The following is a 24,391-nucleotide window of genomic DNA, read 5'->3' as shown; positions in this document are numbered from 1 at the left end:
CCGTATGGATCAGTTTCCGCTTGGTCGCTTTTCGGTAGCCCGTGTCGGGTTTGGGGCGATGCAACTGCCCGGCCCCGGTGTGATGGGGCCGCCGCGCGATCGCGACGAGGCGCTGGCGGTGCTGCGCAGGGCCGTCGAACGCGGCGTCAACCACATCGACACCGCCCAGATCTACGGTCCCGACGTCGCCAACGAACTCATCCGCGAGGCACTGCACCCCTACCCGGACAACCTGGCTTTGGTGAGCAAGGTCGGCGGGCGGCGCGACGATGCCGGCGCCTGGCTGCCGGTCGAGGAGCCGGCGGAACTGCGCCGAGACATCGAAACCAACTTGCGCACGCTCGGCGTCGACCAATTGGCCGCGGTCAATCTGCGACTGTTCGAAAGCGACGGCCCCGACCAGCTGTTCGACGACCAGCTCTCGGTCATGATCGACGCCCGTGACGAGGGATTGATCGGCGGCATCGGGCTCAGCAACATCAACCGCGAACACCTGCTGCATGCCCTGGACCGCACCGAGATCGCTTGTGTGCAAAACGCTTTCAACCTCATCCACCGGGACTCGGCGGCGGTGCTAGAGGAGTGCACCAGGCGCGGAATCGCCTTCGTTCCGTTCTTCCCGTTGGGCGCGGCATTCATGCAGCCGAACCCGGTGCTCAGTCACGAGCAGGTACGCGATGCCGCCGAGCGACTCGGGCGCACGCCCGCGCAGGTCGCGTTGGCATGGACGCTGAGCGTGGCGCCCAACGTGCTGCTGATTCCGGGTACCTCCTCGCTGGGGCATCTCGAGGAGAACCTCGACGTCGCTTCGATCGAGCTCGACGACGACACCCGCGAGCAGCTGAACGCAGTCGCCGCCTGATGCGCGTTCGACGCGCGTCCGCGGCCGACGCCGCGGCGTGTGCCGACATCTACCGGCCCTACGTGCTGGACACCGCGATCTCGTTCGAGACCGACGCGCCGACGGCAGGGGAGATGGCGGACCGCATCGCGAGGGCGCTGGCGCTGCACGACTGGCTGGTGCTCGAGGCGGACGGGAAAATCCTCGGGTATGCCTATGCGCAACAGTTCAATCCGCGTGCCGCGTATCGGTGGGCCGTCGAGACGACGGTCTATCTCGCCCAGGATGCGCGACGCGCCGGTGGCGGCAGGATGCTCTACGCCGAATTGCTACATCGGTTGGCAGAGCGCGGTTTTCGGCAAGCGTTCGCCGGTATCGCGCAACCCAATGAGGCCAGCAACGCGTTGCATGCGGCGTTCGGTTTTGCCCCGGCCGGTCACTACCGGCGGGTGGGGTGGAAACTGGGCGCCTGGCACGACGTTGCGTGGTGGCAGCTCGATCTGCTCGGGCGCGACGAGGCCGGCCCTCCGCGTCCGATCGCTACTTGAGTTCGGCGGACGAGAGGCCCAGCAGGCGGCGGGCGACCACGAGTTGCTGAATCTGCTGGGTGCCTTCGAAGATGTCCATGATCTTCGAATCGCGTGCCCACTTCTCCAACAGCGTTTGCTCCGAATAGCCGGCCGTGCCGGCTAATTCGACTGCTTTGAGGGTGATGTCGGTGCCCACCCGCCCTGCCTTGGCCTTGGCCATCGACGCTTCTTTGGAGTTGGGGATCTTGTTGTCGGCCTGCCAGGCCGCACGCAGGGTCAGCTGGTAGGCCGATTCCCAGTCGGCCTCCATCCGCAGGAATTCGGCCGCGGCGGCGCTTTGGGCGTGCGCGGGCCGGTCGTAGTCGATTTCCACTCCGGCTGCGGTCAGGATCTTGCGCAGCTCCTCCAAGGCGGCCCGGGCGATTCCGATGGCCATGCCGGCGACGACCGGCCGGGTGTTGTCGAAGGTCTCCATGACGCCCGAAAACCCTTTGCCCGATTCAATTTCGGGATTGCCCAGCAGGTTGTCCTTGGGGATCCGCGCGTTGTCGAACCGGATCACCGCGGTGTCGGAGCCCTTGATGCCAAGCTTGTTCTCCAGTCGCTCGACGCTGACACCGGGATGTTCGCGCGGCACGATGAAAGACTTGATTGCCGGGCGGCCCAACGACTTGTCCAGCGTCGCCCACACCACGATGTGCGTGGCCCGCGAACCTGCTGTGACGAAGATCTTTTCGCCGTTGATCACGTACTCGTCGCCGTCCAGCTTGGCGGTCGTGGACACGGCCGCCGAGTCGGACCCGAAGCTCGGTTCGGTGATGGCCATCGCGGCCCAGACCCGGCCCAGCCGGTTCAGCTGCTCGTCGGTGGCCACGCCGCTGATCGCCGCGTTGCCCAGGCCCTGATAGGGAATCGACAGCATCATCGCCGCGTCGCCCCAGCAAGCCTCCAGCGTCTGCAGCACCGCCGCCATGTTGGCGCCGTTGCGGTTTTCTTCCTTGCTTTCGCTGCTACGGAACGCCTCGGCTCCCGCGAGTCCCATCGCGTTGGATTCGGCGGCCCCGGAGAACAGGCTGGCCAGTGTGTCGAGCTCGACCGGGTAGGCGTGCTCTTTGAGGTCATACTTGCGCGCGATCGGTCGCATGATTTCCGCGCCGGCCTGGTGCGCCTTGTCGATCACCGCTTGCATCTTGCGGGGCAGTTCCAGATTGATTGCCATGATTGATCTTTCGCTAGTGCGGAGCTAGATAACGACGACGCCCTCGGCGACGCCGATGGCCCGCAGGTCGCGGTACCAGCGTTCGACGGGGTGTTCTTTCGTGTAGCCATGGCCGCCGAGCAGTTGCACGCCGTCCAGGCCGATTTGCATGCCCTTGTCGGCGCCGAGCCGCTTGGCCAGGGCCGCTTCGCGGATGAACGGGAGGCCTTGTTCGGCACGCGCGGCGCCGCGCCAGGTGATCAGCCGCAGCCCGTCCAACTCGATCGCGATGTTGGCGCACATGAACGCGACGGCCTGGCGGCGGGCGACAGGCTCGCCGAATGCCTCGCGTTCCTTTACATACGGAATGACGTAGTCGAGGACCGCGTGCGAGGTGCCGACGGCCAGCGCCGCCCAGCCCAGCCGGGACAGCGCGATCGCTTCGGAGTAGTCCTCATCGGTGGCTTCGTCTTCGCCCAGCCGGGCATTCAGCGGCACCGACACCCCGGAAAGCTCGAGCCGGCCCAGGGCCGCGGCACGGATGCCCATGCTCGGATCTGCTTTGACGGTAAGGCCTTTGGCGCCCGACTCGACGATGAACAGCGCCGGTTTGCCGTTGAGTTGCGCTCCGACGACGAACAATTCGGCGTCGGCCGCGGCCGGGACCAACGACTTCACACCGTCGAGCCGGTATCCACTCGGCGTGCGCACCGCGGTGGTCTTTAGCCGGGTCGGGTCGAACAGCGGCTGCGGTTCGGCGATGGCCACACAGGCCTGCGGGACATTCTCGCCGGCGAACTCGGGCAGATAGGTGGACTGCTGGTCGGCGCTGCCCCAGTGGGTCAGCGCGGATGCCACGCCGCCCGGCGCCAGGATGGGCAGCGCCAAACCCATGTCGCCGTAGGCCAGCGCCTCGGCCACCAGCACGTTGGTCACGCTCGAGCGGTGTGCGGCGATGCCCTCGAAGTCCTCGGGGATGTTGATCGCGGTGATGCCGAGTTCGGCGGCCTTCGCGATCAGGTCGGGCGGGTAGCTGGCCGCCTCGTCCGCGTCGTGCGCCGCGGGCCGCAGCACCTCTTCGGCGAAGTCCTCGAGGGTCTCGACGATCATCTTCTGTTCGTCGTCGGGCCTCAGGTCGTAGAAGTCCTTGCCGCTGGACTTCAGCCGGGTGGGTCCACTGCGGAGGTTCTGGACCCGTTTGAACTGCCGGGAGGCGGCGCCGGCGGTGGAGAAGACCGTCTTGGTGCCGTAGCGCAGACCCCGATTCAGCGGGTCGCGCAGCTGGTATTTGTCCAGAAATTCCTGGCCGACGAGCGGGGTTAGCAGCGCCAGGGTGATGTCGATCCCGGTGCGTCTGTGCGGTTGCATCCCGACGCCGGTTTTGCGGCCGCGCCGTTTTCCGCGCGGGCGGGAGGTGTTTGAGCCGGAAACGGTGTCCGTCATTTCAGCAGCCTCTGTCGTTGGGGCGATGCAGTCAGGAGACTATCTTACTCCGGAGTAAGATAAAGCGCGCTTGTTAGCTAGTTCACACCCAGGTCGCGTAGCACGCGCTCGTGTAGCAGGCCGTTTGTCGCCACAGCGTCGCCGCGGTGTGGGCCCGCGACGCCGTCCAGCCCGGTGAACGTTCCACCCGCCTCGCGCACCAGGATGTCGAGCGCGGCCAGATCCCACACCGAGACTTCCGGTTCGGCCGCGATATCGACGGCCCCCTCGGCAAGTAGGCAATACGAGAAGAAGTCGCCATACGCGCGCACCCGCCATACGGCGTCGGTCAGCTCGATGAAGCGGTCCCGCAGGCCGCGGTCGGCCCAGCCCGACAGGCTGGAAAACGACAGACTCGCCGAATCTAGTTGTGCCACTGAGGAAACCGACAGACGCCGCGGCAGCGCACCCTCGGCGGAGACGAAGGCGCCGTGGCCGCGGGACGCCCACCATCGGCGGTGCAGCGCCGGAGCACTCACGACTCCGACCACTGGGACGCCGTCGTCGAGCAATGCGATCAAGCTGGCCCACACCGGAACCCCGCGCACGAAATTCTTGGTGCCGTCGATCGGGTCGATGATCCATTGCCGGCCGGTGAACGTGGTGCTCCCGCCGAATTCCTCGCCGACGACGCTGTCGTCGGGCCGCTCGCGCCCCAGCACCTTGCGTACCTCGGTTTCGACCGCGCGGTCGGCGTCGGTGACCGGGGTCAGGTCCGGCTTGGTGTCGACGCGCAGGTCCAGCGCGCCGAACCGGTCGCGAGTCAGGATGTCGGCCCGGTCGGCAAGCGTCATCGCCAACGCTAGATCGTCCTGACTCATGCCAGCAGTCCTACCACGGCGGGCACGAAGAGACTTTTGGCCCTCACGCCGCTAATCCTTGCAACGCCATGATGTAACGATGCAGGATCTTGTCGACCGCGCCGACGTCGAGGCCCTGTTGCGCCGCTTCTACGCCCGGGTGCTGATCGACGAGGTACTGATCGAGCCGTTCGCCGAGCTGCGGTCCGAGGGATTGGACGCGCACATCCCAACCATGTGCGATTTCTGGGAGACCGTGCTGTTTCGCGCGGGGCGCTACCGCGGCAGCGCACTCACCGCTCACCGCGTCATTCACCAGCGAACTCCATTGTCCGGCAAGCATTTCGTGCGTTGGTTGACCGTCTGGCGCGACACCGTCGACGAGATGTATCGAGGGCCGGCGGCCGAGCGGGCCAAACTGCAGGCCGCCAGGATCGCGTGGGCGATGCACCGTCGGCTGACCGGCGTTGACGCACAGGAACTCGACGCGCTGCTCGCGAGCTGACCGGATCAGGCGAAGCTTGCGTTCAGGTCGGGTTCCGGGCCGAAGGTGAAGTGGCGCCCGGTGATGTCGGTCGGGGTCACCCGGACGTAATGCTTCTTGACTGTTGCGGTCCACGGCATCAGCTGGGCGCGTTCGGCTTCCTCGATCTCCGTGGCGGTGCGCAGCACCCGGGCGCGGCCCCTGACGATCACACTCCAGCCTTCGGCGACGTCGTGGTCGTCGGCCTCGAACACCACAACGTTGTGCCCCACGGCGGAAAACAATTTGGTGCCCTCGGCCGTGCGAAACAGCACCGTTCGGTCTTGCACCGCATAGTTCACCGGAAAGATCTCGGGCTCACCGGCGAAACTGGTCACCAGTCGGCCCAGGGCGACGCCGCCCAACCTGCGCCAACTCTCGTCTTCCGACAAGACGACCGCGGGTTCATCCGTCATCGACCTCACCTTTCCTCGGCAGTTCGAAGTCGACGCTACGGCGAATCAGAATGCGACAGTAGGGTCCTAGGTCAACTCCGCCGAACGTCGCGTCGGGCGTCCTACGATGGCGGCGTGTGGGAATTCGGTCTGCTGCTTCTGCTCGTCGCGGTGCTGGGGGGATTTGTTGCCCAGCGGTTCATCCCGCGCGGCCCGCGCGGTGAGCTCCTCGATGGCACGTTGTTGGTGACCGGCGTGAGCCCGCGGCCCGACGTCGCTGGCGAGCAATTCGTGACCATCGCAGGGGTCATCAATGGACCCACCGTCAACGAGTTCCCCGTCTACTGGCGGATGGCGGTCGACGTCGACCAATGGCCGAGCATGGGCGAGCTGCATCAGGTGGTGTATTCCTCGAAGAATCCCGACAACTGGAAATTCGCCCCGCCCGAGGCCCCCGCGGGCTAGTTGGCGAAATCGCTTGTGGTGCCAGGTCGCCGCAGGATCTTCTTGCATTGTGCTTCTGAGATGGCATTCTTTAGCCATGGCGGGCAAAGACATCGACCCGATCCGGGCGAGAAGTGCACTTGAAGTGATCCGGCAGCACCCGGTCCTGGTGCTCTTCGCGGTGTCGCCCGCGCTCGCGGTGCTGGGCGTCATCTGGTGGCTTGCCGGCGCCGGGTGGGCTATCGCCGCAGCCATCGTCGCATTGCTCGCCGGCGCGGGCCTCGTTGTCCTCAGGCGCTGAATCGAGCTCAGCCCCAACGCTATTGCGCGATCAGCCGTGGCTGATCCCTAGCAGCTTCTCCAGGCTCGGCAGTTTGACGCGCGGACGCCCGTGCGGCTCGCCGGCCGCACGCTCGTGGCGATCGATGATGTCCCAGTGCGCCGAGGTGACCAGCTTCGGCTGGCGCGAGGCCAGCCAGTCGGCCAGTTTGCCGGCGTGGTCGTCCGGGAATTCGGACGCTCCGTCAGCACCGGTCAGATCGTCGATCAGAGTGTCGACGGTGTCCTGGGAGTCCTTTTTATTGGTGCCGATGACGCCGGTCGGCCCTCGCTTGATCCAGCCGACCACGTATTCGTTGCGGCGGCCGTCGACCCGGCCGTCGGTGTTGGGGATGGTTGCGCTCTTGTCGTCGAACGGCAGACCCGGGGTGGGCACGCCGCGATAACCGACCGAGCGCACGACCAATTGCGCCGGGAGCTCCTCGCGTTCACCGGTGTCCTTCGCCGCTACGCGCCCGCTCTCGTCGGCGACCAACTCGTTGCGGCCGAGCACGATTCCCTCCACCCGCTCGTCACCCTTGATCTCGATCGGCGAGGTCATGAACCGGAACACCATGCGGCGGTGCCCGGGGCGGGGTTCGCGGTTGGCGTAGTCGCGTAACACCTTGATGTTCTGCTTCGTGGTTTTGCCCGCGGCCTCGGCATCCTCGTCGCTGATGCCGTCGAGCTGCGCGGGATCGACGATGACGTCGACGCCTTCGAGGTCGGCGAGCTCGCGCAACTCCAGCGTGGTGAACGCGGTTTGCAGCGGTCCGCGCCGGCCGACGACCACCACTTCTTCCACACCGCAGGGGCGCAGCGATTCCAGCGCGTGATCGGCGATATCGGTGGTCGCCAGCGCGTCGGGGGCGGTGATCAGAATTCGTGCGACGTCGAGGGCGACATTGCCGTTGCCGATGACCACGGCCCGGGCGCCCGACAGATCGGGGGAGATCTGCTCGAAGTTCGGGTGTGCGTTGTACCAGCCGACGAAATCGACGGCGGCGACACTGCCGGGCAGCTCCTCACCGGGGATGTTGAGAGAACGATCGGACTGCGCCCCGACCGCGTAGATCACGGCGTCGTACTGCTCGGCGAGTTCGGCGGCCTCGATGTGTTCGCCCACCACCACGTTGCCGAAGAAGCGGAAGCGCGGATCACCGGCAGTCTTTTCGAACTGCTTGCTGATCGACTTGATCTTGGGGTGATCGGGCGCGACGCCGGAGCGCACCAACCCCCACGGCGTCGGCAACATCTCGAGCATGTCGACCGCGACGTCGATCTCATCGGAGCTATCGGCGGCCTTCAGCAAAGATGCTGCGGCGAAGAACCCCGACGGTCCGGAGCCGACGATGGCGACATGGAATCGACGCATACCCAAGCCTTCTGTTCATGCCCGGCTGCGACGCGAGGGGCTGAGAACGGGCTGGGCGTCGCAGTCGCGGGCGCACATAGATGGTGATTCGATGCTAGACGGTGGACCCCGGCAGGTGGTCGATGTGTTGCGCGTCGTGACCTGAGCATTCGCGGCGGACCAGCGCGCCGGTAACGTGGTCGGCTGTGGAACCCGACCGTCAAGCCGATATCGCCGCTCTCGACTCCGCCCTGACCACGGTGGAGAGGGTGCTCGATGTCGACGGTCTGCGCAGCCGCATCGAGAAGCTCGAGCAGGAGGCATCCGATCCCAAACTGTGGGACGACCAGGCCAACGCGCAGCGGGTGACCAGCGAGTTATCGCACACCCAGGGTGAGCTGCGCCGCATCGAGCAGTTGCGGCAGCGGGTCGACGACCTGCCGGTGCTCTACGAGCTGGCCGCCGAGGAGGGCGGCGCCGACGAGCTGGCCGAGGCGGACACCGAGCTGAAGGCCTTGCGTGCCGACATTGAAGCCGCCGAGGTGCGCACCCTGCTGTCGGGCGAGTACGACGAGCGCGAGGCGCTGCTCACCATCCGCTCCGGCGCCGGCGGGGTGGACGCCGCGGACTGGGCCGAGATGTTGATGCGGATGTACATCCGGTGGGCCGAGCAACACAAGTACGGCGTCGAGGTGTTCGACACCTCCTACGCCGAAGAAGCCGGGATCAAGAGCGCCACCTTCGCCGTGCACGCGCCGTTTGCCTACGGCACGTTGTCGGTGGAACAGGGCACCCATCGGCTGGTCCGGATCAGCCCGTTCGACAACCAAAGTCGGCGTCAGACGTCGTTCGCTGAAGTCGAGGTGCTGCCGGTGGTGGAGACCACCGATCACATCGATATTCCGGAAGGCGATCTGCGCGTTGACGTGTACCGTTCCAGCGGTCCCGGCGGTCAATCGGTGAACACCACGGACTCGGCGGTTCGACTCACGCACATCCCGACCGGTATCGTGGTCACCTGTCAGAACGAAAAGTCGCAATTGCAGAACAAAGTTGCGGCGATGCGAGTTCTTCAAGCAAAGTTGTTGGAGCGCAAGCGTTTAGAAGAACGTGCTGAGCTGGACGCGCTGAAAGGCGACGGCGGCAGCTCCTGGGGTAACCAGATGCGCTCCTACGTATTACACCCGTATCAGATGGTCAAGGATCTGCGGACCGAGTACGAAGTCGGCAATCCCGCGGCCGTCTTGGACGGGGACATCGACGGGTTCCTGGAAGCGGGGATCCGGTGGCGCAACCGAAAAGATGACGACTAATACAACTCTTCTTGCTACCGCGATGACGCAGCCGTGGCACAACTTTTGGCACGGCCACATCGGTGGCTGGATCCTTGACCAGGGTCTGCACATCGTCATGGTCTTTATCGGTGCGATCCTGGCGGTCCGTTTCGTCACTTGGGTCGCCCAGGAGGTCACCCGGCAGCTCGACGTCGGCTTCGCCGAAAGCGATGCGCTGGTGCGCTCGGAGGCGACCAAGCACCGCCAGGCCGTGGCCTCGGTGATCCAGTGGGTCTCGATCGTGATCATCGCGATCTGGGGCGTCGTTGAGGTCGCCGACGTGCTGCAATTCTCGATGGGTGGGCTGATAGCGCCCGCCACCGTGGTGGGTGCGGCGCTGGGTTTCGGCGCCCAGCAACTGGTCAAGGACCTGCTCTCGGGGTTCTTCGTCATCGTGGAAAAGCAATACGGTTTCGGTGACCTGGTCGAGTTGACGGTCAGCGGCATCAACGCCCCAGCGCGCGGCACCGTCGAGAATGTGACGCTGCGGGTGACCCGGCTGCGCTCGTCGGACGGCGAATTGTTCACCATCCCCAATGGTCAGATCGTCAAAACGGTCAACCTGTCCAAGGACTGGGCGCGCGCGGTGGTGGACATCCCCGTTTCGACCAGTGCCGACCTCAACCGGGTCAACGAGGTCTTGCACGAGGTGTGCGACCGCGCACTGGACAACCCGCTCCTCGGTGAACTGCTGCTGGACGCGCCGACGCTGATGGGCCTGGAAAGCATCGAGGTCGACACCGTCACGCTGCGCATGGTGGCCCGCACGCTGCCCGGCAAACAGTTCGAGGCGGGCCGTCAGTTGCGGGTGTTGGTCATGCGGGCACTCGGCCGCGCGGGCATCGTCACGACCGCCGAGGCGACGGTGAGCGTCGTCGAGGACGACCCCGGCGTCCCCGCCGCGCAGGCCGCAGAGGCAGCACACGAGGTCGCGCACGGGTCGGTGAAACCGTGAAGCTGACCCTCAACGTCCTCGAGAAGCACCGCGACGAGGACCGCCGCTGGCCGCGCTACATGTTCGGTGGCCGGATGCGCACCTCGACGGTGGCGTTGATCCTCGCCTTTCTCGCCGTCTGGTGGGTCTATGACGCCAACCGCCCGGAGCCGGCTCCCAAGCCACCCGCTCCGCAGGTAGTGCCGCCGGGTTTCGTGCCGGACCCGAACTACACCTGGGTACCGCGTACCAGGGTGGAGATGCCGGCACCCAGCAAGACGTTCGCCCCGACTCCGACGAGCACCGAGCCGCCCACGCCGACCACCCTGGTGCCGCCGCCCCCGACGACCACCTCACCGCCACCGTTCCAGCTGCCCTGCCTGCTGCCGCCGCCGTTCTGTCCGCCCAGCTCGAGTCCCACTGCACCACCCCCACAGCAACCGATGCCGGGGCCGGGGCCGTCGCCCACAACGGCTCCACCGGCGCGCTGATCTTCGCGGTTCAGCGAAATTCACCGCTACACTGGCGTGCCGTGATGATCACCCTTGACCATGTCAGCAAGAAGTACAAAGCGTCGGCGCGTCCGGCGTTGGACGACGTCAACGTCAAAATCGACAAGGGTGAATTCGTCTTCCTGATCGGGCCGTCGGGGTCGGGCAAATCGACGTTCATGCGGCTGCTGCTGGCCGCGGAGACGCCGACCACCGGAGACGTGCGGGTCTCGAAGTTCCACGTCAACAAGCTGCCCGGGCGACATGTGCCCAAGCTGCGTCAGGTGATTGGCTGCGTTTTCCAGGACTTTCGTCTGCTACAACAAAAGACGGTGTATGAAAACGTCGCCTTCGCGCTGGAAGTCATCGGTAAGCGCGCCGATCAGATCAACCGGGTCGTGCCCGATGTGCTCGAGACGGTTGGGCTGTCCGGCAAGGCCAATCGGTTGCCGACCGAGCTGTCGGGTGGTGAGCAGCAGCGGGTGGCCATTGCGCGCGCGTTCGTCAACCGGCCGTTGGTGCTGCTGGCCGACGAACCGACCGGCAACCTCGACCCCGACACCAGCAACGACATCATGGACCTGCTGGAGCGGATCAACCGCACCGGGACGACGGTGCTGATGGCGACGCACGACCACCACATCGTGGACTCGATGCGCCAGCGCGTGGTGGAGTTGTCGCTGGGCCGGCTGGTTCGCGACGAGCAGCGTGGCGTCTACGGGATGGACCGCTAGTGCGCTTCGGCTTCCTATTCAACGAGGTCCTGACCGGTCTTCGTCGCAATGTGACGATGACGGTCGCGATGATCCTGACGACCGCGATTTCGGTCGGCCTGTTCGGCGGCGGTCTACTGGTGGTTCGGTTGGCCGAGCACTCGCGCGCCATCTACCTCGACCGCGTCGAGACGCAGGTGTTCCTCACCGAAGACGTCTCCGCCAATGATCCGGCGTGCAGCACTAATCCGTGTAAGGCGTTGCGGACGAAGATCGAGGGCCGCGATGACGTCAAATCGGTTCGCTTCCTTAATCGTCAGGACGCCTACGACGACGCCATCCGAAAGTTCCCGCAGTACAAGGACGTTGCGGGCAAGGATTCATTTCCCGCGTCGTTCATCGTCAAGTTGAACAATCCCGAGCAGCACAAGGACTTTGACCTCGCGATGCAGGGCCAGCCCGGGGTGCTTTCGGTGCTCAATCAGAAAGACCTGATCGACCGGCTGTTCGCGGTCCTGGACGGCTTGAGCAATGTCGCGTTCGCCGTTGCATTGGTGCAGGCTGTCGGTGCGATCCTGTTGATTGCGAACATGGTTCAGGTTGCGGCGTATACGCGGCGCACCGAAATCGGGATCATGCGACTGGTGGGGGCCAGTCGCTGGTACACCCAACTGCCGTTCCTGGTAGAGGCGATGCTCGCCGCGGCCCTCGGCGTGGGGATCGCGGTTGGCGGATTGCTGGTGGTGCGCGCATTGTTCCTGGACAACGCGTTAAACCAGTTCTACCAAGCCAATCTGATTGCGCGCGTTGACTACGCCGACATCCTTTACATCTCTCCGATTCTGTTGGGGCTCGGCGTGTCGATGGCCGGACTGACGGCTTACGCGACGCTGCGCCTGTACGTACGGCGTTAGCTGTGGCCGAAAAGTCCAGTGGGGCCAAGGCGAACGGCGGCAAGCCGGCCGGCAAAAAGATTGTGGCCTCCAATCGCAAAGCGCGGCACAACTACTCGATCCTGGAGTCCTTCGAGGCCGGAGTGGCTTTAGTCGGCACCGAGGTGAAGAGTCTGCGGCTAGGACAAGCCTCGCTCGCCGATGCGTTCGCAACCGTCGATGATGGCGAAGTGTGGTTGCGTAACTTGCACATTCCCGAGTACGAACACGGTAGCTGGACGAACCATGATCCTCGTCGCAATCGAAAGTTGTTGTTACATAGGCGACAGATCGACACGCTCATCGGAAAAATCCGCGATGGTAACCTCACCCTAGTGCCGCTCTCGCTGTACTTCTCCGAGGGCAAGGTCAAGGTCGAACTCGCATTAGCGCGAGGCAAGCAAGCACATGACAAGCGTCAGGACATGGCGCGCCGTGACGCCCAGCGTGAAGTACTACGTGAACTGGGTCGCCGAGCAAAGGGTATGAACTGATCGGAGCCGCTTACGCGCAGCTGTCCGCCGTCTCGTACGGGGTCAGCGATTTTATGGGCGGCGTAGCGGCTCGGCGGGTCGCGGCGCTGCGCGTGATGCTCGCCGCGTACCCGGTCGAGGCGGTGTTGCTGGGCCTGCTGGCCCTCGCGGTGGGCGGGCCGATTCATTCCGGTGCGATCTTCTGGGGCTGCCTGTACGGCGTCGGTCAGGCGTTCGGCATGTGGGCGTTCTACGCCGCACTCGGCTCCGGCCCGATCTCGGTGGTCGCGCCGTTGGCGGGCGTGCTCAACGCCGCCGTACCCGTGGCGGTCGGCGTCGCCTTAGGGGAGAGGCCCGGCCCGGCGGCATCGGCGGGGGTCGTGCTGGCCATCGTCGCGGTGATGCTGGTCAGTCGTGAGGCCACGGTCGAAGGCAAGACGCAGTTCCGTTTCACGCCGAAAGTGGCCTGGCTCACGATTTTGGCCGGGTGTGCGTTCGGGCTGGACTTGGTGTTCTTGCACCAGTCGCCGCACGACTCCAAGCTTTGGCCGCTGATGTTCGCTCGGCTGTCTGCCACTGTGGTGATCACCGTGCTGGCCGCCTCGAGACGTAATCTGCGGCTGCCGCGGGGCCAGTCGATGAAGCTGGCGCTGGCCATTGCCTTGCTGGACATCTGTGCCCTGGTGACCCAGTTGATAGCGCTGCAGTCATGGCTGCTGTCGTTGGCCAGCATCATGATTTCGCTGTATCCGGCAGCCACCGTCGTGCTGGCGATGATGGTGTTGCGTGAGCGAGTCTCTCGCTGGCAGGGGATAGGCATGGTGATGGCCATGGGATCTGTGGCCATGATCGCCGCCAACTAACTTCGCTCGCGCGACCTACTATGGTCCCGGCGGGACTAGGTCGGGAGAAAACGTTGGGTGAAGACCCGGTAATTCGGGAGCTGGCCGCTGCCGTGGAACGCAGCCCCGATGTGGTCGAGTTGCGGTTGCATCTGGCCGGTTTGCTGGCGGACCGGGGGCGCTACGCGGAGGCGCTGGGCCATTGCAGCGCGGCGCTGAGTCAGGACGCCGGCAACGCCAACGCGCTGAGCCTGGTACAGCGCTGCAGCACGGCGCTTGCGGCGCCTGCGCAGTCGGCAGCCGAGGGGGCACCCGTGACGGGGCGATCTGCCGGCGATGCCCAGTTCGATTGGTCTAGCGCCGAGCGGCAAGTCGCCGACATCATCGAGCCGGCTTTCGTCGAGGCGCCCGCCGATGTCGTCAACGAAGGCGACTTCGACGTCCTGGAGCGCAGTGGAGTGCGGCTCGATGATGTCGCGGGCATGACCGATGTCAAACGGCAGATTGAACTTTCACTGCTCGGCCCGATCCGCAATCCCGAGTTGATGAAGGCATACAAGGTCTCGGCACGCGGTGGCCTGTTGCTCTACGGGCCGCCCGGCTGCGGCAAAACCTATATCGCCAAAGCTATTTCCGGTGAACTCGGGGCGAACTTCTATCAGGTGGGGATCGCCGACGTTCTGCACCATTGGTTCGGGGAGAGCGAACGCAGCATCCGTTCGGTTTTCGACAGCGCGCGCCGCAACGCGCCTTGCGTGCTGTTCTTCGACGAACTGGATGCCTTAGGTCATCGGCGCTCGGCGTTGAGTGGCAGCTCCGGGATGCGCCCCGTCGTCAACACCTTGCTGGAAGAGATGGACTCGGCCACGTCGATCAACGACGGGGTGTACGTGCTCGGTGCCACGAATGCGCCCTGGGACGTCGACCCGGCGCTGCGGCGGCCCGGCCGGTTCGACCGGATGATCTTCGTGGGATTGCCCGACGCCGAGGCCAGGACCGGGATTCTGCGCTCGCACCTGAAAGATCGGCCGGTCGCGGGCATCGATTTGAAATCGATCGCGAAGCGTACCGATGGCTTTTCGGGTGCCGATCTTGCGCATATATGCGACAGCGCAACGCAATTGGCAATGTCGGCGTCGATGCGCAGCGGACAGGTTCGCCCGGTGACGATGGCCGACGTGGACGAAGCGGCCGCACAGATCCGACCCAGCACCGGGCCGTGGTTCGAGGTCGCGCGCAACATCGTCGAATTCGCCAACAACGACGGGACCTACGACGATCTGGCAAAATACTTGCGGCGCAGGAAAATTAGGTAACCGTCGATGACATCGGAGCCCGGTGTCGACCAAGCCGACCAAGCCATTCACATTGCCGAGGCGTACTTCGACACCGAAAATTATGAACGCGGTCGGGATGTTCTGCGGCGTTCGCTGTCGCAGCACCCCGACGATCCCGGCCTATTAGCTCAACATGCGCGCGCTGAATACCTGCTCGAAAACTATGACGGCGCCTCGCGCAGCGCATACGCCGCATTGGCTGTCGCACCGCAGCACGAATTGGCCATGCGGATCTACGCGTTGTCGCTCGATGGCCTCGGCCGCTACGTTGACGCGCTGTGGATGGCTTGGCAGGGAGTGAAAACTCATCCGAATGAGCCTCTGCAACACCGGGTTTACGCTCGACTGCTGCAAAAGTCCCGCCAATTGCATTCGGCGCTGGTGGTCGTCGACGAGGCGTTGCGGCTTGACCCCGCGAGTCCCGACGGGCTCGTGCTGCGGGGCTCGATCCTGCATGATCTGGGCCGCATCGGGGAATCGACCGAGTCGTACCGGCAGGCGTTGGCGCTGGATGCAAGCCATGCCGCGGCGCTGAACAATATGGCGGTCAATCGCTTGCAGCGCGGCAAGTTCGGCCACGCCCTGCGCGGGTTTCTCGGTGCCGCGGGCAGCGATCCGGCACTGGGCGACCTCGTCCGCAGGAATATCGGCGCGGTGCTCGCGAAGATGTTGCGCCGGTTGACGGTCGTTGCCACCGTGTTGGCGGTGCTGATCCAATTCGTCGGGTTCAGCCACGACGACGGTCATTCCACGGTGACGCTTCGGGTGGCTACCGGAGTGCTCACCGCGGCGCTGATCGTCATTCTTGGTCGGCTCCTGTACGCCATACCCCGCCCAGTGCTCGTGTCGGTCTTACGGGAGCGGGGCTTTGTCGTTGCCCGCCTGGTCCATGCGTTGCTCGTGATCGGCCTCGGGGCCTGGGTTACCGCCTTCGGTGGATTGACCTGGGCGACCGCGGTAGCGGTCATGTTGACGATCGCGGGCCTGATTCTGACGCGAGTGGGGCTAACGTTCGGTCGTTAATCGGCCTAGCATCCGACCATGGCCACGCGTGTTGTCACCATTCTCGACAAGTCCGACGTGCTGAACGGTCTGTTCGCGGTGTGGGACTCCATCGATGCGCTGCTCGCGGGGTTGCCCGAGGCGCAGTGGCGGGCGGCGACGCCGCTGCCGGGCTGGGACGTGCAAGGCGTGGTGTCGCACATCATCGGCACCGAATCGTTCCTCGCGGGCATCGCCGCGCCCGAACCCGACATCGACGTCAAGGCGCTCGACCATGTGCGCAACGACATCGGGGCGATGAACGAGTGCTGGGTCCGCCACCTCGGCACCCAATCCAGTGGCAGTGTTCTCGAGCAATTCCGCGTGGTGACCGAAGGTCGCCGCAAGGTCCTGCAGGACATGTCCGAGGAAACCTGGAACACCGAGACGATCACGCCCGCGGGGCCGGAGAGTTATGGACGGTTCATGCGGATCCGGGTCTTCGACTGCTGGATGCACGAGCAAGACATCCGCCTGGCGATTCAGCGGCCGTCCTCGGATGCGGAGCTGGCCGGGGCGGCGTCGCGGCTATCGCTGGATGAGGTCGCTGCCACCCTGGGCTTCGTCGTCGGCAAACTCGCCAAAGCGCCCGACGGTTCCCGCATCCATTTCGACCTGACCGGTCCGCTGGCGCGCAGCATCCGCGTCACTGTCGACGGGCGCGCCCAGGTGGTGGCTGATTTCGGCGAGCAGGAGCCGACCGCCACCGTGCGGGTGGACGCGCTGCAGTTCACCCGGCTCGCCGGCGGGCGCCCGATGTGCCCCGCGCGCCCGCAAGACGTCGAACTCGCTGGTGACAGGGACGTCGCGGCACGGATCGTCGAGCGGCTGAACTTCGTGATCTGACCGCAGCCTGGCACGGGAAGATAATTCCGTTGCCGCTGGTTGGTAGGGCCGTACAATGGAGTGTCCTGCCGAAAAGCGGTGGGTGCAAAAAGATAGAGCGCGAAAACACAAGACAAGGGGCTGAACGGTTTCGACTTCGCGCATCGAATCAAGGGAAGCGTGCCGGTGCAGGCAAGAGACCACCGTAAGCGTCGTTGCAACCTTATAAGCGCCGATTCTCATCAGCGCGACTACGCTCTCGCTGCCTAAGCGATTGCGTGTCTGTCAGACCGGGAGCGCCCTCGGCCCGGACCCTGGCATCAGCTAGAGGGACCCACCCACGGGTTCGGTCGCGGGACCCGTGGGGACATCAAACAGCGACTGGGATCGTCATCCTGGCTAGTTCGCGTGATCAGGAGATCCGAGTAGAGGCATAGCGAACTGCGCACGGAGAAGCCTTGAGGGAATGCCGTAGGACCCGGGTTCGATTCCCGGCAGCTCCACAAGAAGATGCTGGTCAGAGCCACAAGCTCTGGCCAGTTTTCTTATTTCATCAACATTCATGGCCCTGCTGTCCCGGGTTGGTGCGCGCGCCTCCGGCCCGGGCAATACCAGGATGGCCGGACTCTGTCGTACGAGCTAGCCGGCGTCAGCCGACGATTGCGGGCATAGAGTCCCACCCCCGCACAGTCGACGTGCGCGAGCGGCGGGCGTTGTCAAGGTCGACCTGCCATTCTGGGAATCGCTTGAGTACCTCTTCCAGTGCCACCCGGCCCTCCAGTCGGGCCAGAGGGGCTCCCACGCAGAAGTGGGCTCCGCGGCCGAAGGTCAGGTGCGCGCCGGGCTTTCGGTGGATATCGAAGCGATCGGGATCATCGAAGTGGCGGTCGTCGCGATTGGCGGAGGCCAGCATCATGAGCAGTGCGCTGCCGGCCGGTACCGTCTGGTCTTGGAACGACACATCTTCGGTTGCGACGTACCGGGCGACATGTGGACCAGGCGGCTCGAAGCGCAGGAGTTCTTCGATTGCGACAGGGATCAGGGAGTGATCGTTGACGAGTTCCTTGCGTTGATCGGGATGCTCGGCCAACACTTTGCCCATCCACCCGAACAATCGACCCGTGGTTTCCACGCCAGCGCCTGCGACGACCGTCAGAAATATCAACAGTTCCTGTTTGGTCAACCGACGCGTCTTCCCGGTCTCGTCCTCGAACTCGACGTTGAGTAGCTCTGTAATCAGATCGTCGGATGGATTCTTCTCGCGCCAGGCGACGTACTCGGTGAACATGTCGCCGTCGAAGTAGTGGTCTTTGTCCACCGACAGGGGTTTGCCCGGCTCGTTCCGCAGGACGCGATGTGCCTCGGCGCGCACCGATGGTTGTTCGGAGTCGGGGATGCCGGCGAGCATGCCTATCGTGCGCATCGGCAGTTCGCGCCCCAGATCGATGACGAAGTCGAAGCTCTGCCTGTCGGTCAGCGGATCGAGGCAGGTTTTACAGAACGTGCGCACTTTGTCTTCAAGTGCCCGCATCTTCTTCGGCATGAAGGCTCGCGATACCAACGCACGATGGATGGTGTGCAAAGGAGGGTCCTCATTGATGAAAACCCCAGGCGGCATTACCGGATCGGTCTTGACTACCTCAAGGATGTCGCCTTTGGCTGAGCTAAGCCTATTCGTATCTTTAAGGGCCGCCTCGACATCGGCATAACGGCTCACTCCCCAGAAGTCATGGCGCTCGTTGTGATAGAGCGGTGCATTGTCCCGTAGTCGTCGGTAGATCGGATAGGGATCGAGATCAATCTCGACATCCCACGGGTCGTAATAAAGCTGCTCGCTCAACGTCTCTCCTCATCCGCTACTGTACGACCATATAGCATCTGCTGTACGATCGTACAGTCAACACGAACGGAGGAATGGTCAGGTGAGCGATCGGTTCTCTCTCGAAGGTCGGGTTGCGCTGATCACGGGCGGTGGCACTGGAATTGGGCGAGGTTCGGCACTGGTGCTCGCCGAGCATGGAGCCGATGTCGTGCTCGCTGGTCGTCGTCCCGATCCGCTCGAATCGACCGCCAAAGAGGCGCAAGCTCTTGGGAGGCGAGCAATCGCGGTGTCCACCGACGTCACCACTGCCGAAGCATGTCAGGGACTTATCGACGCAACGCTGCAGGAGTTTGGCCGCATTGACATCCTGGTGAATTGTGCGGGCGGCGCGGAGACCAAGTCCATATTGAAGTGGCCGGACGACGACTTCGAACGCACACTCGCCCTCAACTTCGGTGCCGTCTGGTATCTCTCCCGCGCCGCGGCCACGCCGATGATCAAGCAAGGCAAGGGCGCCATCGTGAACATCTCGTCTGGAGCGAGCCTGTTGGGCATGCCGCACGCCGCCCCGTACGGTGCGGCGAAGGCGGCCGTCAACAACTTAACTGGGTCGATGGCGGGCGCCTGGGCTCGTAAGGGTATTCGCGTCAATGCGATTGCCGTGGGAGCCGTACGTGCAGCGACGTTGACGGACGACGCGGCCCGCTATGGGCTCGACCCCGAGGCGATCGCCATGACAAATGGCTTGGGGCGCCTGGGCGAGCCAGATGAAATCGGATATGGGGTGCTGTTCTTCGCGTCCGATGCATCGAGTTTCTGTTCGGGTCAAACGCTGTACATGCACGGCGCGCCTGGGCCTGCTGGCATTTGAACACCAGCATGACGACTACGTTCTGACCCACGCAGATCGCGGCTTCGTTCCCTTCGGCTCCATTCATCATCTACCAGCGGGCCGGCGCCGGGCTCGTGATCGTCAGCGGCCGTTCGTAGGACAAGTCCTGGCGATCGCGGGTGCCGACTAGGTAACCCTTCTCCCTAAAGAATCTCGAATGCAACACGCGGGCATCGGCTAGAAACATTCCCTCTACAGTTGACCGGCGAACAACTATGCGCCACTCGCCATCTCGACGTTCCAACCGATCCAAGTAGCGGCCCGTGATGAATTGCGCGCTGCCACCATCGGGACCGATGAGGACGACGATAACGTAGCTCTCGGCATGCGCAGTGTCGCCGTCGATCTCGATCGATTGCGTGGTGATGTTGTGGGTATGCACGATCGAAGTCTCGGCGTGAGTCTTGTTGGCCCAGTCTCCGTAGTCGGGTCCCGAGTTGACCGCAAAGCCATGCTCGTCGACGCCGTCTTCATGGTATGCCGCGCTGATGAGGTCCGCGTCGTGGCGATCGCAACCCCGTGCGTGCCGTGCGATGCAGTCGTGAATTGCGGTGCGATCAAGTAAGTACCGGACGTCGCGCCGCAGAATGCTGAGGTCGGTGTCGGCAGTCATGCGTCTCCTGGTCGTCGGGCGCCGCGGCCGTTAAGCACGGCAACAGCGCACGACTGTGAGACTATACGAGTGTACAGCGGATGGCGAGTGTGAAAATAGCTTCAACTGGAAGTGAGGTGACCATGGCAGCAGCGCCCCGTCGCGTCGGCGCGGAAACATCCAAGACTCGCGATTTGCTTCTCGATTCCGTAGAGAAGCTGATGCTGGAGGAGGGTTACGCCAGCGTGAGCTACCGGGCGTTGGCCACCAAGGCTGGGGTGACACCAAGCCTCGTGCAGTACTACTTCCCATCCCTTGACGACATCTTTCTCGGCGCTATCCAGCGTTACTCCGGACGCAACCTCGCAGTGTTGGCCAAGGCGCTTGAAGCCCGCTCTGACGATCCGCTGCATGCGCTGTGGGACTTCAGCTGGGACGAAGCAAGCGGCGCCCTCATGACCGAGTTCTTGGCGCTGGGCAACCACCGTAAGTCGATTCAGTCCGCCATCGCCGATGTCACGAACCAGGTGCGGGCGATTGAAGTCGAGGCGCTTGCGAGAAAGTTCGGCAAAGGGGCGCGCCTCGATGGTGGTCTTTCGCTGGGGGCGGTGGCTCTGCTGGTGACGGGTATCCCTAAGTTCCTGAATCTCGAGGAGGGGGTCGGAGTCGATGGCGCGCACAACGAAGTGGTCAAGGCGATCGAGAAGCATCTCGACTCCATCGAGACCCGATCAACGCGCCGCGGGCGGAGGCCATCTCGGTCGCGTCAGTGAGGTCTGGCGGCGCGTCATCCTGGCCTGTATGACATCAGAGTTCGCGTATTCACGTGCTACCCGCCGTCCTTGAATGTGCTATACAGTCGTACAAAGAAGGTGCAGTACGACTGTATAGCAGGAGGACTCTGTGAGTACGGCGCATCGGGTAGCGGTGGTTACCGGTGGGGGATCCGGCATTGGGCAGGCGATCGCAACCCAGTTCGGTCGAAACGGTCGACGGGTCGCCGTCCTTGACCTCAATGGCGAAGCCGCGGACAAGGTGGCCAGCGCGCTACAAGCTGATGGTGGCACCGCCCACGGCGTTCAGGTCGACGTTTCCGATCCGGTCGCCGTTACTCGAGCCTTTGAGACGGTGCGACAGACTTTCGGCCCCGTAGAGATCCTTGTCACTAGTGCCGCCATCGCCGGCTTCACCCGTTTCGACAAGATCACATTCGAGGAATGGAACCGCTACCTGGCAGTCAATCTGACAGGCACATTTCTTTGCTTACAAGCAGCGCTTTCCGATATGGCGGCGGCCAAATGGGGCCGAATCGTGACCATCTCGTCCGCCGCGGGGCAGCAGGGTGCGGTCGGCCAAGGCCACTACTCGGCCACTAAGGGCGGCGTCATCGCACTCACCAAAACGGTTGCCCGCGAGTACGCATCACGGGGGATCAGCATCAACACCGTGCCGCCGTTCGTCATCGATTCGCCAATGTTGCGCGAGCAGCAGCTCGCCAAGAAACTGCCGCCCGCCGAGGTCTTGACGAAAGCTATCCCGGCAGGACGGCTCGGAACGGGCGAGGACGTCGCGGCGTTGTGTGCGTTCTTGTGTTCAGACGCTGCCGGTTACGTCGCCGGTCAAGTCATTGGCGTCAACGGTGGGGCAGTTCTGTAGATGGCGTGACCGATCGGGCTGGTGTCGGGGGTTGGCAGAACGAGGAGAACAATTGGTCTCGAACACGAACCGTATCGCCGTCGTCACCGGCGCCAGCAGAGGAGCCGGCGCGGGTATCGCAAGCGCTCTGGGTAGCCACGGTTACACCGTGTACCTCACCGGTCGCACCGAAAGTTCCGGGGAGTCCGCACTTGCCGGCACCATCCAAGAAACCGCTGAACAAGTAAATGCTTTGGGCGGCAATGGCATTGCAGTCCGCGTCGATCACGCCGACGACAAACAGGTGAAGGACTTTTTCGAGCGGGTCGGTCGCGAACACGGCAAGATCGACGTACTGGTCAACAATGCCGCGATCATTCGTGACGAGATGATGGCACGGACGAAGTTCTGGGACGAGCCCCTCAATGTCATCGACACACTCGCTGTCGGATTACGAAGCAGCTACGTTGCCACCGTATTCGCTGTGCCCCTGATGCTGCCGCAGCGCAAAGGTCTCGTCGTTTTCACGTCCTCCTCGGGAGCGGTCCATTATGCCTTCGGTCCCGCATACGGGGTCCCCAAAGCGGGCACCGACAAAATGGCGGCAGACATGGCGGTGGACTTCGAAGGGACCGGCATCGCTGCCGTGTCGATCTGGATGGGGTCACTGCTAACTCAGCGGGTGCGGGAGATCGTGGCAACGAATCCAGGGAAACTCGGCCACATCCTCGACACGGCCGAGACTCCGGAGCTCACCGGCCATGTCATCTCAAGGCTTTACGACGACCCAGAACTCGCGGACCTGAGCGGGCAGACGCTCATCGGTGCGGAGCTAGCCGTCAAGTACGGGATCAAGGACGAGGGAGAGCGCCAGCCGCCGTCGTACCGAGATCTGCACGGCGTTCATCCGCACCCGCAGTTCCCCTACGTCATGAGGTGAATCCAGGGTGATGGTGACGCAGAGGAGACAGGGGAGTCGACGCTCGCCTTGGGCGACTGCGACTGCGACCACGAAGCCTATGGGTCGGCAACTCGCGGGCGCCGGTGACTGTTCTTGACGCCGTCAAGACACGAAACGAAGCAGCAGGTAACGAGCGGGATTGAACGGGAACGAGACGTGACGAAACAGCAGTTCAGAATGCAGAATGCCTGGTAGAGCATCGGGTTCGATTCCCGGCAGCTCCACAAGAAGGGCCGCAGAGATGCGGCCCTTCTTCATTGCGGGTCAGGGCCATAAAGCCCTGGCCAGTTTTCTTTTCCTGCTACCACTTTTGGGTCAAGCTAACCCACAACGGCCGCCGTCAAGACTGGCGCGCCACGATCACCGGGATCTTGGCCCGTTTGACCACCGCAGCCCCGACGGATCCCAGCAACCTGCCCCTGAGTCGGCTGCAGCCGTGGCTGCCGACCACGATCAGTTGCGCCCGTTCGGAGGCGTCGATCAGCCAACGTGCCGGATCACCAATTTCGATCCTGCGATGGATCGCCACGTCGGGATAACTGGCGCGCCAACCCGCTAGCCGTTGAGCGAGCGTCTCTTCCTCCTCGGCTAGTTGAGCGTCCCACTTGGAGTCTTGGAACACCCTCGTGGAGCCGGACACCCGGGAGTCAGCCCAGGCGTGCAAAGCCACCAGGGCGACACCTCGTCGGGAGGCTTCCTCAAATGCAATACGAGTCGCCGCCTCCGATGCCGGTGAGCCGTCGATACCCACCAGCACCGGCGCGCGCGCACCACAACCAATCGTGGCTTCGTCGTCGTGGATCACGGCGACTGGACAATGCGCGTGGTAGACCAATGCCGAACTCACCGAGCCCAGGAAGCTGCGAGCCAACTCGCCGCTATGTCGTCTATCGCCGACCACGACCATCGCCACCCCTGTGGACAGGTCGACCAGCGCGGGGACTGAGGCCGAAGTGAATACCTTGCTATCGATCTGCACTGGACCGCACTCACGAGCGCTCTCCTCGGCGGCATCGATCGCCGACTCGATGAAATCGCGTGCCCGCTGTTGCTGCGATTGCCTGAAGCCGGCCAGCGTTGCTACCTCGAACCACTCCGGTAAGGGGGCATCGACGACATGGACCAGAGCCAGCGGCACATTCCGCAGCGCTGCATCACGGGCCGCCCAGCGGACGGCTCCCAGCGATGCTGCTGAGCCATCGACGCCTACCAGTATCGCGCCACGCGACGGTTGCCACATTCCAGTTCTTCTCTGATCGGCTATCTACCCACCAGCAGAATCACTCAAAGGAGGCCGTGACTGTCAGGGCCGAAGAGATGCAAGCTGAAGGCCCAAAGGCACCGAGTGGACCCCGCAAGCTCGCTCTTGACGGCGTCAAGGCTCGAAAACGAAACTGCGGTGCTACCGCTGCCCGCCACGATCGCGGGCGCGCTATCGCACAGCACGATCGTGGTCGGGATCATCTACCGCGCTGAACTGGCCGTGCACGCCGTTATCGCCACCGTTGTCCTGTTCAACCAACGGCGACGGTCGCGCCGCGACGACGACCAAGAGGCTGTGCGCCATTCCAACCCAGCCATTCTCGGCTACGCCGCCGCCTACCTCGTGGTCATGAGCATTCTGTGGGCGATGTCGTCTATGCGGACACAGGCCCCGTCCCTTCCCGTGCAGCCTTGATAGA

At 64.0% G+C, this 24,391-nt stretch carries 28 protein-coding genes and 1 other RNA gene; 21 read left to right on the top strand and 8 right to left on the bottom strand.

Annotated elements, in window-relative coordinates; all coding sequences use genetic code 11:
• Positions 1-4 precede the first annotated feature (4 nt).
• Complete coding sequence (locus LMQ14_RS20775; RefSeq protein WP_267731422.1) at positions 5-862, top strand: oxidoreductase; 858 nt, start codon at positions 5-7, stop codon at positions 860-862.
• Positions 862-1,389, top strand: a complete 528-nt coding sequence (locus LMQ14_RS20770; RefSeq protein ID WP_267731421.1) for an arsinothricin resistance N-acetyltransferase ArsN1 family B — start codon at positions 862-864, stop codon at positions 1,387-1,389. Before LMQ14_RS20775 ends, LMQ14_RS20770 begins: the two co-directional genes overlap by 1 nt.
• Here LMQ14_RS20770 and LMQ14_RS20765 read toward each other — a convergent pair.
• The 3 genes from LMQ14_RS20765 to hisN all read right to left on the bottom strand — a co-directional run bounded on the left by LMQ14_RS20765 (position 1,382) and on the right by hisN (position 4,872).
• Complete coding sequence (locus LMQ14_RS20765) at positions 1,382-2,590, bottom strand: acyl-CoA dehydrogenase family protein (RefSeq protein ID WP_267731420.1); 1,209 nt, start codon at positions 2,588-2,590, stop codon at positions 1,382-1,384. The two genes, LMQ14_RS20770 and LMQ14_RS20765, sit on opposite strands and share 8 nt — an antisense overlap.
• Positions 2,591-2,614: 24 nt before the next feature.
• Complete coding sequence (locus LMQ14_RS20760; RefSeq protein ID WP_267731417.1) at positions 2,615-4,012, bottom strand: acyl-CoA dehydrogenase family protein; 1,398 nt, start codon at positions 4,010-4,012, stop codon at positions 2,615-2,617.
• Between the two features lie 77 nt (positions 4,013-4,089).
• Positions 4,090-4,872, bottom strand: coding sequence for a histidinol-phosphatase (gene hisN, locus LMQ14_RS20755; RefSeq protein ID WP_267731416.1), 783 nt, complete (start codon positions 4,870-4,872; stop codon positions 4,090-4,092).
• A 79-nt stretch (positions 4,873-4,951) separates the two neighbouring features.
• Here hisN and LMQ14_RS20750 point away from each other — a divergent pair, with 79 nt between their 5' ends.
• The gene (locus LMQ14_RS20750; protein WP_267731415.1) at positions 4,952-5,356 is read left to right on the top strand and encodes a group III truncated hemoglobin; all 405 of its coding nucleotides are present in this window, start codon (positions 4,952-4,954) and stop codon (positions 5,354-5,356) included.
• 5 nt (positions 5,357-5,361) lie between these two features.
• Here the strand turns inward: LMQ14_RS20750 and LMQ14_RS20745 are convergent, their stop codons facing one another.
• The gene (locus LMQ14_RS20745) at positions 5,362-5,790 is read right to left on the bottom strand and encodes a pyridoxamine 5'-phosphate oxidase family protein (protein WP_267731413.1); all 429 of its coding nucleotides are present in this window, start codon (positions 5,788-5,790) and stop codon (positions 5,362-5,364) included.
• 114 nt (positions 5,791-5,904) lie between these two features.
• Between LMQ14_RS20745 and LMQ14_RS20740 the strand changes: the two genes are divergently transcribed.
• Positions 5,905-6,234: a hypothetical protein gene (locus tag LMQ14_RS20740; RefSeq protein WP_267731412.1), complete on the top strand. Its 330-nt coding sequence runs from the start codon at positions 5,905-5,907 to the stop codon at positions 6,232-6,234.
• A 76-nt stretch (positions 6,235-6,310) separates the two neighbouring features.
• Positions 6,311-6,514, top strand: a complete 204-nt coding sequence (locus LMQ14_RS20735) for a hypothetical protein (protein ID WP_267731410.1) — start codon at positions 6,311-6,313, stop codon at positions 6,512-6,514.
• A gap of 30 nt (positions 6,515-6,544) precedes the next feature.
• Here the strand turns inward: LMQ14_RS20735 and LMQ14_RS20730 are convergent, their stop codons facing one another.
• On the bottom strand, positions 6,545-7,906 hold the full coding sequence (locus LMQ14_RS20730; protein ID WP_267731408.1) for an FAD-dependent oxidoreductase: 1,362 nt from the start codon (positions 7,904-7,906) through the stop codon (positions 6,545-6,547).
• Between the two features lie 185 nt (positions 7,907-8,091).
• Between LMQ14_RS20730 and prfB the strand changes: the two genes are divergently transcribed.
• The 11 genes from prfB (at position 8,092) to ssrA (ending at position 17,313) form a co-directional block, all read left to right on the top strand.
• Complete coding sequence (prfB, locus tag LMQ14_RS20725) at positions 8,092-9,198, top strand: peptide chain release factor 2 (RefSeq protein WP_267731407.1); 1,107 nt, start codon at positions 8,092-8,094, stop codon at positions 9,196-9,198.
• On the top strand, positions 9,188-10,174 hold the full coding sequence (locus tag LMQ14_RS20720) for a mechanosensitive ion channel family protein (RefSeq protein ID WP_267731406.1): 987 nt from the start codon (positions 9,188-9,190) through the stop codon (positions 10,172-10,174). The genes prfB and LMQ14_RS20720 overlap by 11 nt, the downstream gene beginning before the upstream one ends.
• On the top strand, positions 10,171-10,644 hold the full coding sequence (locus LMQ14_RS20715) for a hypothetical protein (RefSeq protein ID WP_267731405.1): 474 nt from the start codon (positions 10,171-10,173) through the stop codon (positions 10,642-10,644). The genes LMQ14_RS20720 and LMQ14_RS20715 overlap by 4 nt, the downstream gene beginning before the upstream one ends.
• A 44-nt stretch (positions 10,645-10,688) precedes the next feature.
• Positions 10,689-11,378: a cell division ATP-binding protein FtsE gene (gene ftsE / locus LMQ14_RS20710; protein WP_267735615.1), complete on the top strand. Its 690-nt coding sequence runs from the start codon at positions 10,689-10,691 to the stop codon at positions 11,376-11,378.
• A complete protein-coding gene (ftsX, locus tag LMQ14_RS20705; protein WP_267731404.1) occupies positions 11,378-12,271 on the top strand; it encodes a permease-like cell division protein FtsX in 894 nt (297 codons plus the stop codon). Before ftsE ends, ftsX begins: the two co-directional genes overlap by 1 nt.
• Before the next feature lie 2 nt (positions 12,272-12,273).
• The gene (gene smpB / locus LMQ14_RS20700) at positions 12,274-12,783 is read left to right on the top strand and encodes an SsrA-binding protein SmpB (RefSeq protein ID WP_267731403.1); all 510 of its coding nucleotides are present in this window, start codon (positions 12,274-12,276) and stop codon (positions 12,781-12,783) included.
• Positions 12,784-12,836: 53 nt separating this feature from the next.
• On the top strand, positions 12,837-13,625 hold the full coding sequence (locus LMQ14_RS20695; protein WP_267731402.1) for an EamA family transporter: 789 nt from the start codon (positions 12,837-12,839) through the stop codon (positions 13,623-13,625).
• A gap of 53 nt (positions 13,626-13,678) precedes the next feature.
• Positions 13,679-14,920 carry an ATP-binding protein gene (locus tag LMQ14_RS20690; protein WP_267731401.1) on the top strand — a complete coding sequence of 414 codons (1,242 nt, stop codon included), beginning with the start codon at positions 13,679-13,681 and terminating at the stop codon, positions 14,918-14,920.
• A 6-nt stretch (positions 14,921-14,926) separates the two neighbouring features.
• Positions 14,927-15,964, top strand: coding sequence for a tetratricopeptide repeat protein (locus LMQ14_RS20685; protein WP_267731400.1), 1,038 nt, complete (start codon positions 14,927-14,929; stop codon positions 15,962-15,964).
• An 18-nt stretch (positions 15,965-15,982) separates the two neighbouring features.
• On the top strand, positions 15,983-16,828 hold the full coding sequence (locus tag LMQ14_RS20680) for a maleylpyruvate isomerase family mycothiol-dependent enzyme (protein ID WP_267731399.1): 846 nt from the start codon (positions 15,983-15,985) through the stop codon (positions 16,826-16,828).
• A 116-nt stretch (positions 16,829-16,944) separates the two neighbouring features.
• Positions 16,945-17,313, top strand: a transfer-messenger RNA (tmRNA) gene (gene ssrA, locus LMQ14_RS20675).
• A gap of 143 nt (positions 17,314-17,456) precedes the next feature.
• On the opposite strand, the gene LMQ14_RS20670 is transcribed toward ssrA, so the two are convergent.
• Complete coding sequence (locus LMQ14_RS20670; RefSeq protein ID WP_267731398.1) at positions 17,457-18,647, bottom strand: cytochrome P450; 1,191 nt, start codon at positions 18,645-18,647, stop codon at positions 17,457-17,459.
• A gap of 82 nt (positions 18,648-18,729) precedes the next feature.
• On the opposite strand from LMQ14_RS20670, the gene LMQ14_RS20665 reads away from it, so the two are divergent.
• Positions 18,730-19,500, top strand: coding sequence for an SDR family NAD(P)-dependent oxidoreductase (locus LMQ14_RS20665; protein ID WP_267731397.1), 771 nt, complete (start codon positions 18,730-18,732; stop codon positions 19,498-19,500).
• A 70-nt stretch (positions 19,501-19,570) separates the two neighbouring features.
• Here LMQ14_RS20665 and LMQ14_RS20660 read toward each other — a convergent pair whose 3' ends face one another.
• Entirely contained in the window at positions 19,571-20,134 is a 564-nt protein-coding gene (locus tag LMQ14_RS20660; protein ID WP_267731396.1) for a nuclear transport factor 2 family protein, read from the bottom strand.
• Between the two features lie 122 nt (positions 20,135-20,256).
• Between LMQ14_RS20660 and LMQ14_RS20655 the strand changes: the two genes are divergently transcribed.
• From LMQ14_RS20655 to LMQ14_RS20645, 3 genes are all read left to right on the top strand, one after another.
• Positions 20,257-20,886 (top strand): TetR/AcrR family transcriptional regulator, encoded by a 630-nt coding sequence (locus LMQ14_RS20655; RefSeq protein ID WP_267731394.1) that lies wholly within the window; start codon positions 20,257-20,259, stop codon positions 20,884-20,886.
• A 154-nt stretch (positions 20,887-21,040) separates the two neighbouring features.
• Positions 21,041-21,769 (top strand): SDR family NAD(P)-dependent oxidoreductase, encoded by a 729-nt coding sequence (locus tag LMQ14_RS20650; RefSeq protein WP_267735614.1) that lies wholly within the window; start codon positions 21,041-21,043, stop codon positions 21,767-21,769.
• Positions 21,770-21,842: 73 nt separating this feature from the next.
• Entirely contained in the window at positions 21,843-22,688 is an 846-nt protein-coding gene (locus LMQ14_RS20645; protein ID WP_267735613.1) for an SDR family NAD(P)-dependent oxidoreductase, read from the top strand.
• Positions 22,689-23,049: 361 nt separating this feature from the next.
• Here LMQ14_RS20645 and LMQ14_RS20640 read toward each other — a convergent pair whose 3' ends face one another.
• Positions 23,050-23,949 (bottom strand): universal stress protein, encoded by a 900-nt coding sequence (locus LMQ14_RS20640; RefSeq protein ID WP_267731392.1) that lies wholly within the window; start codon positions 23,947-23,949, stop codon positions 23,050-23,052.
• 159 nt (positions 23,950-24,108) lie between these two features.
• Between LMQ14_RS20640 and LMQ14_RS20635 the strand changes: the two genes are divergently transcribed.
• Positions 24,109-24,387 carry a hypothetical protein gene (locus LMQ14_RS20635; RefSeq protein ID WP_267731391.1) on the top strand — a complete coding sequence of 93 codons (279 nt, stop codon included), beginning with the start codon at positions 24,109-24,111 and terminating at the stop codon, positions 24,385-24,387.
• Positions 24,388-24,391 lie beyond the last annotated feature (4 nt).

Source organism: Mycobacterium sp. Aquia_213 (assembly GCF_026625985.1).
GTDB lineage: Bacteria > Actinomycetota > Actinomycetes > Mycobacteriales > Mycobacteriaceae > Mycobacterium.
This window is presented reverse-complemented; position numbering and strand designations above follow the sequence as displayed.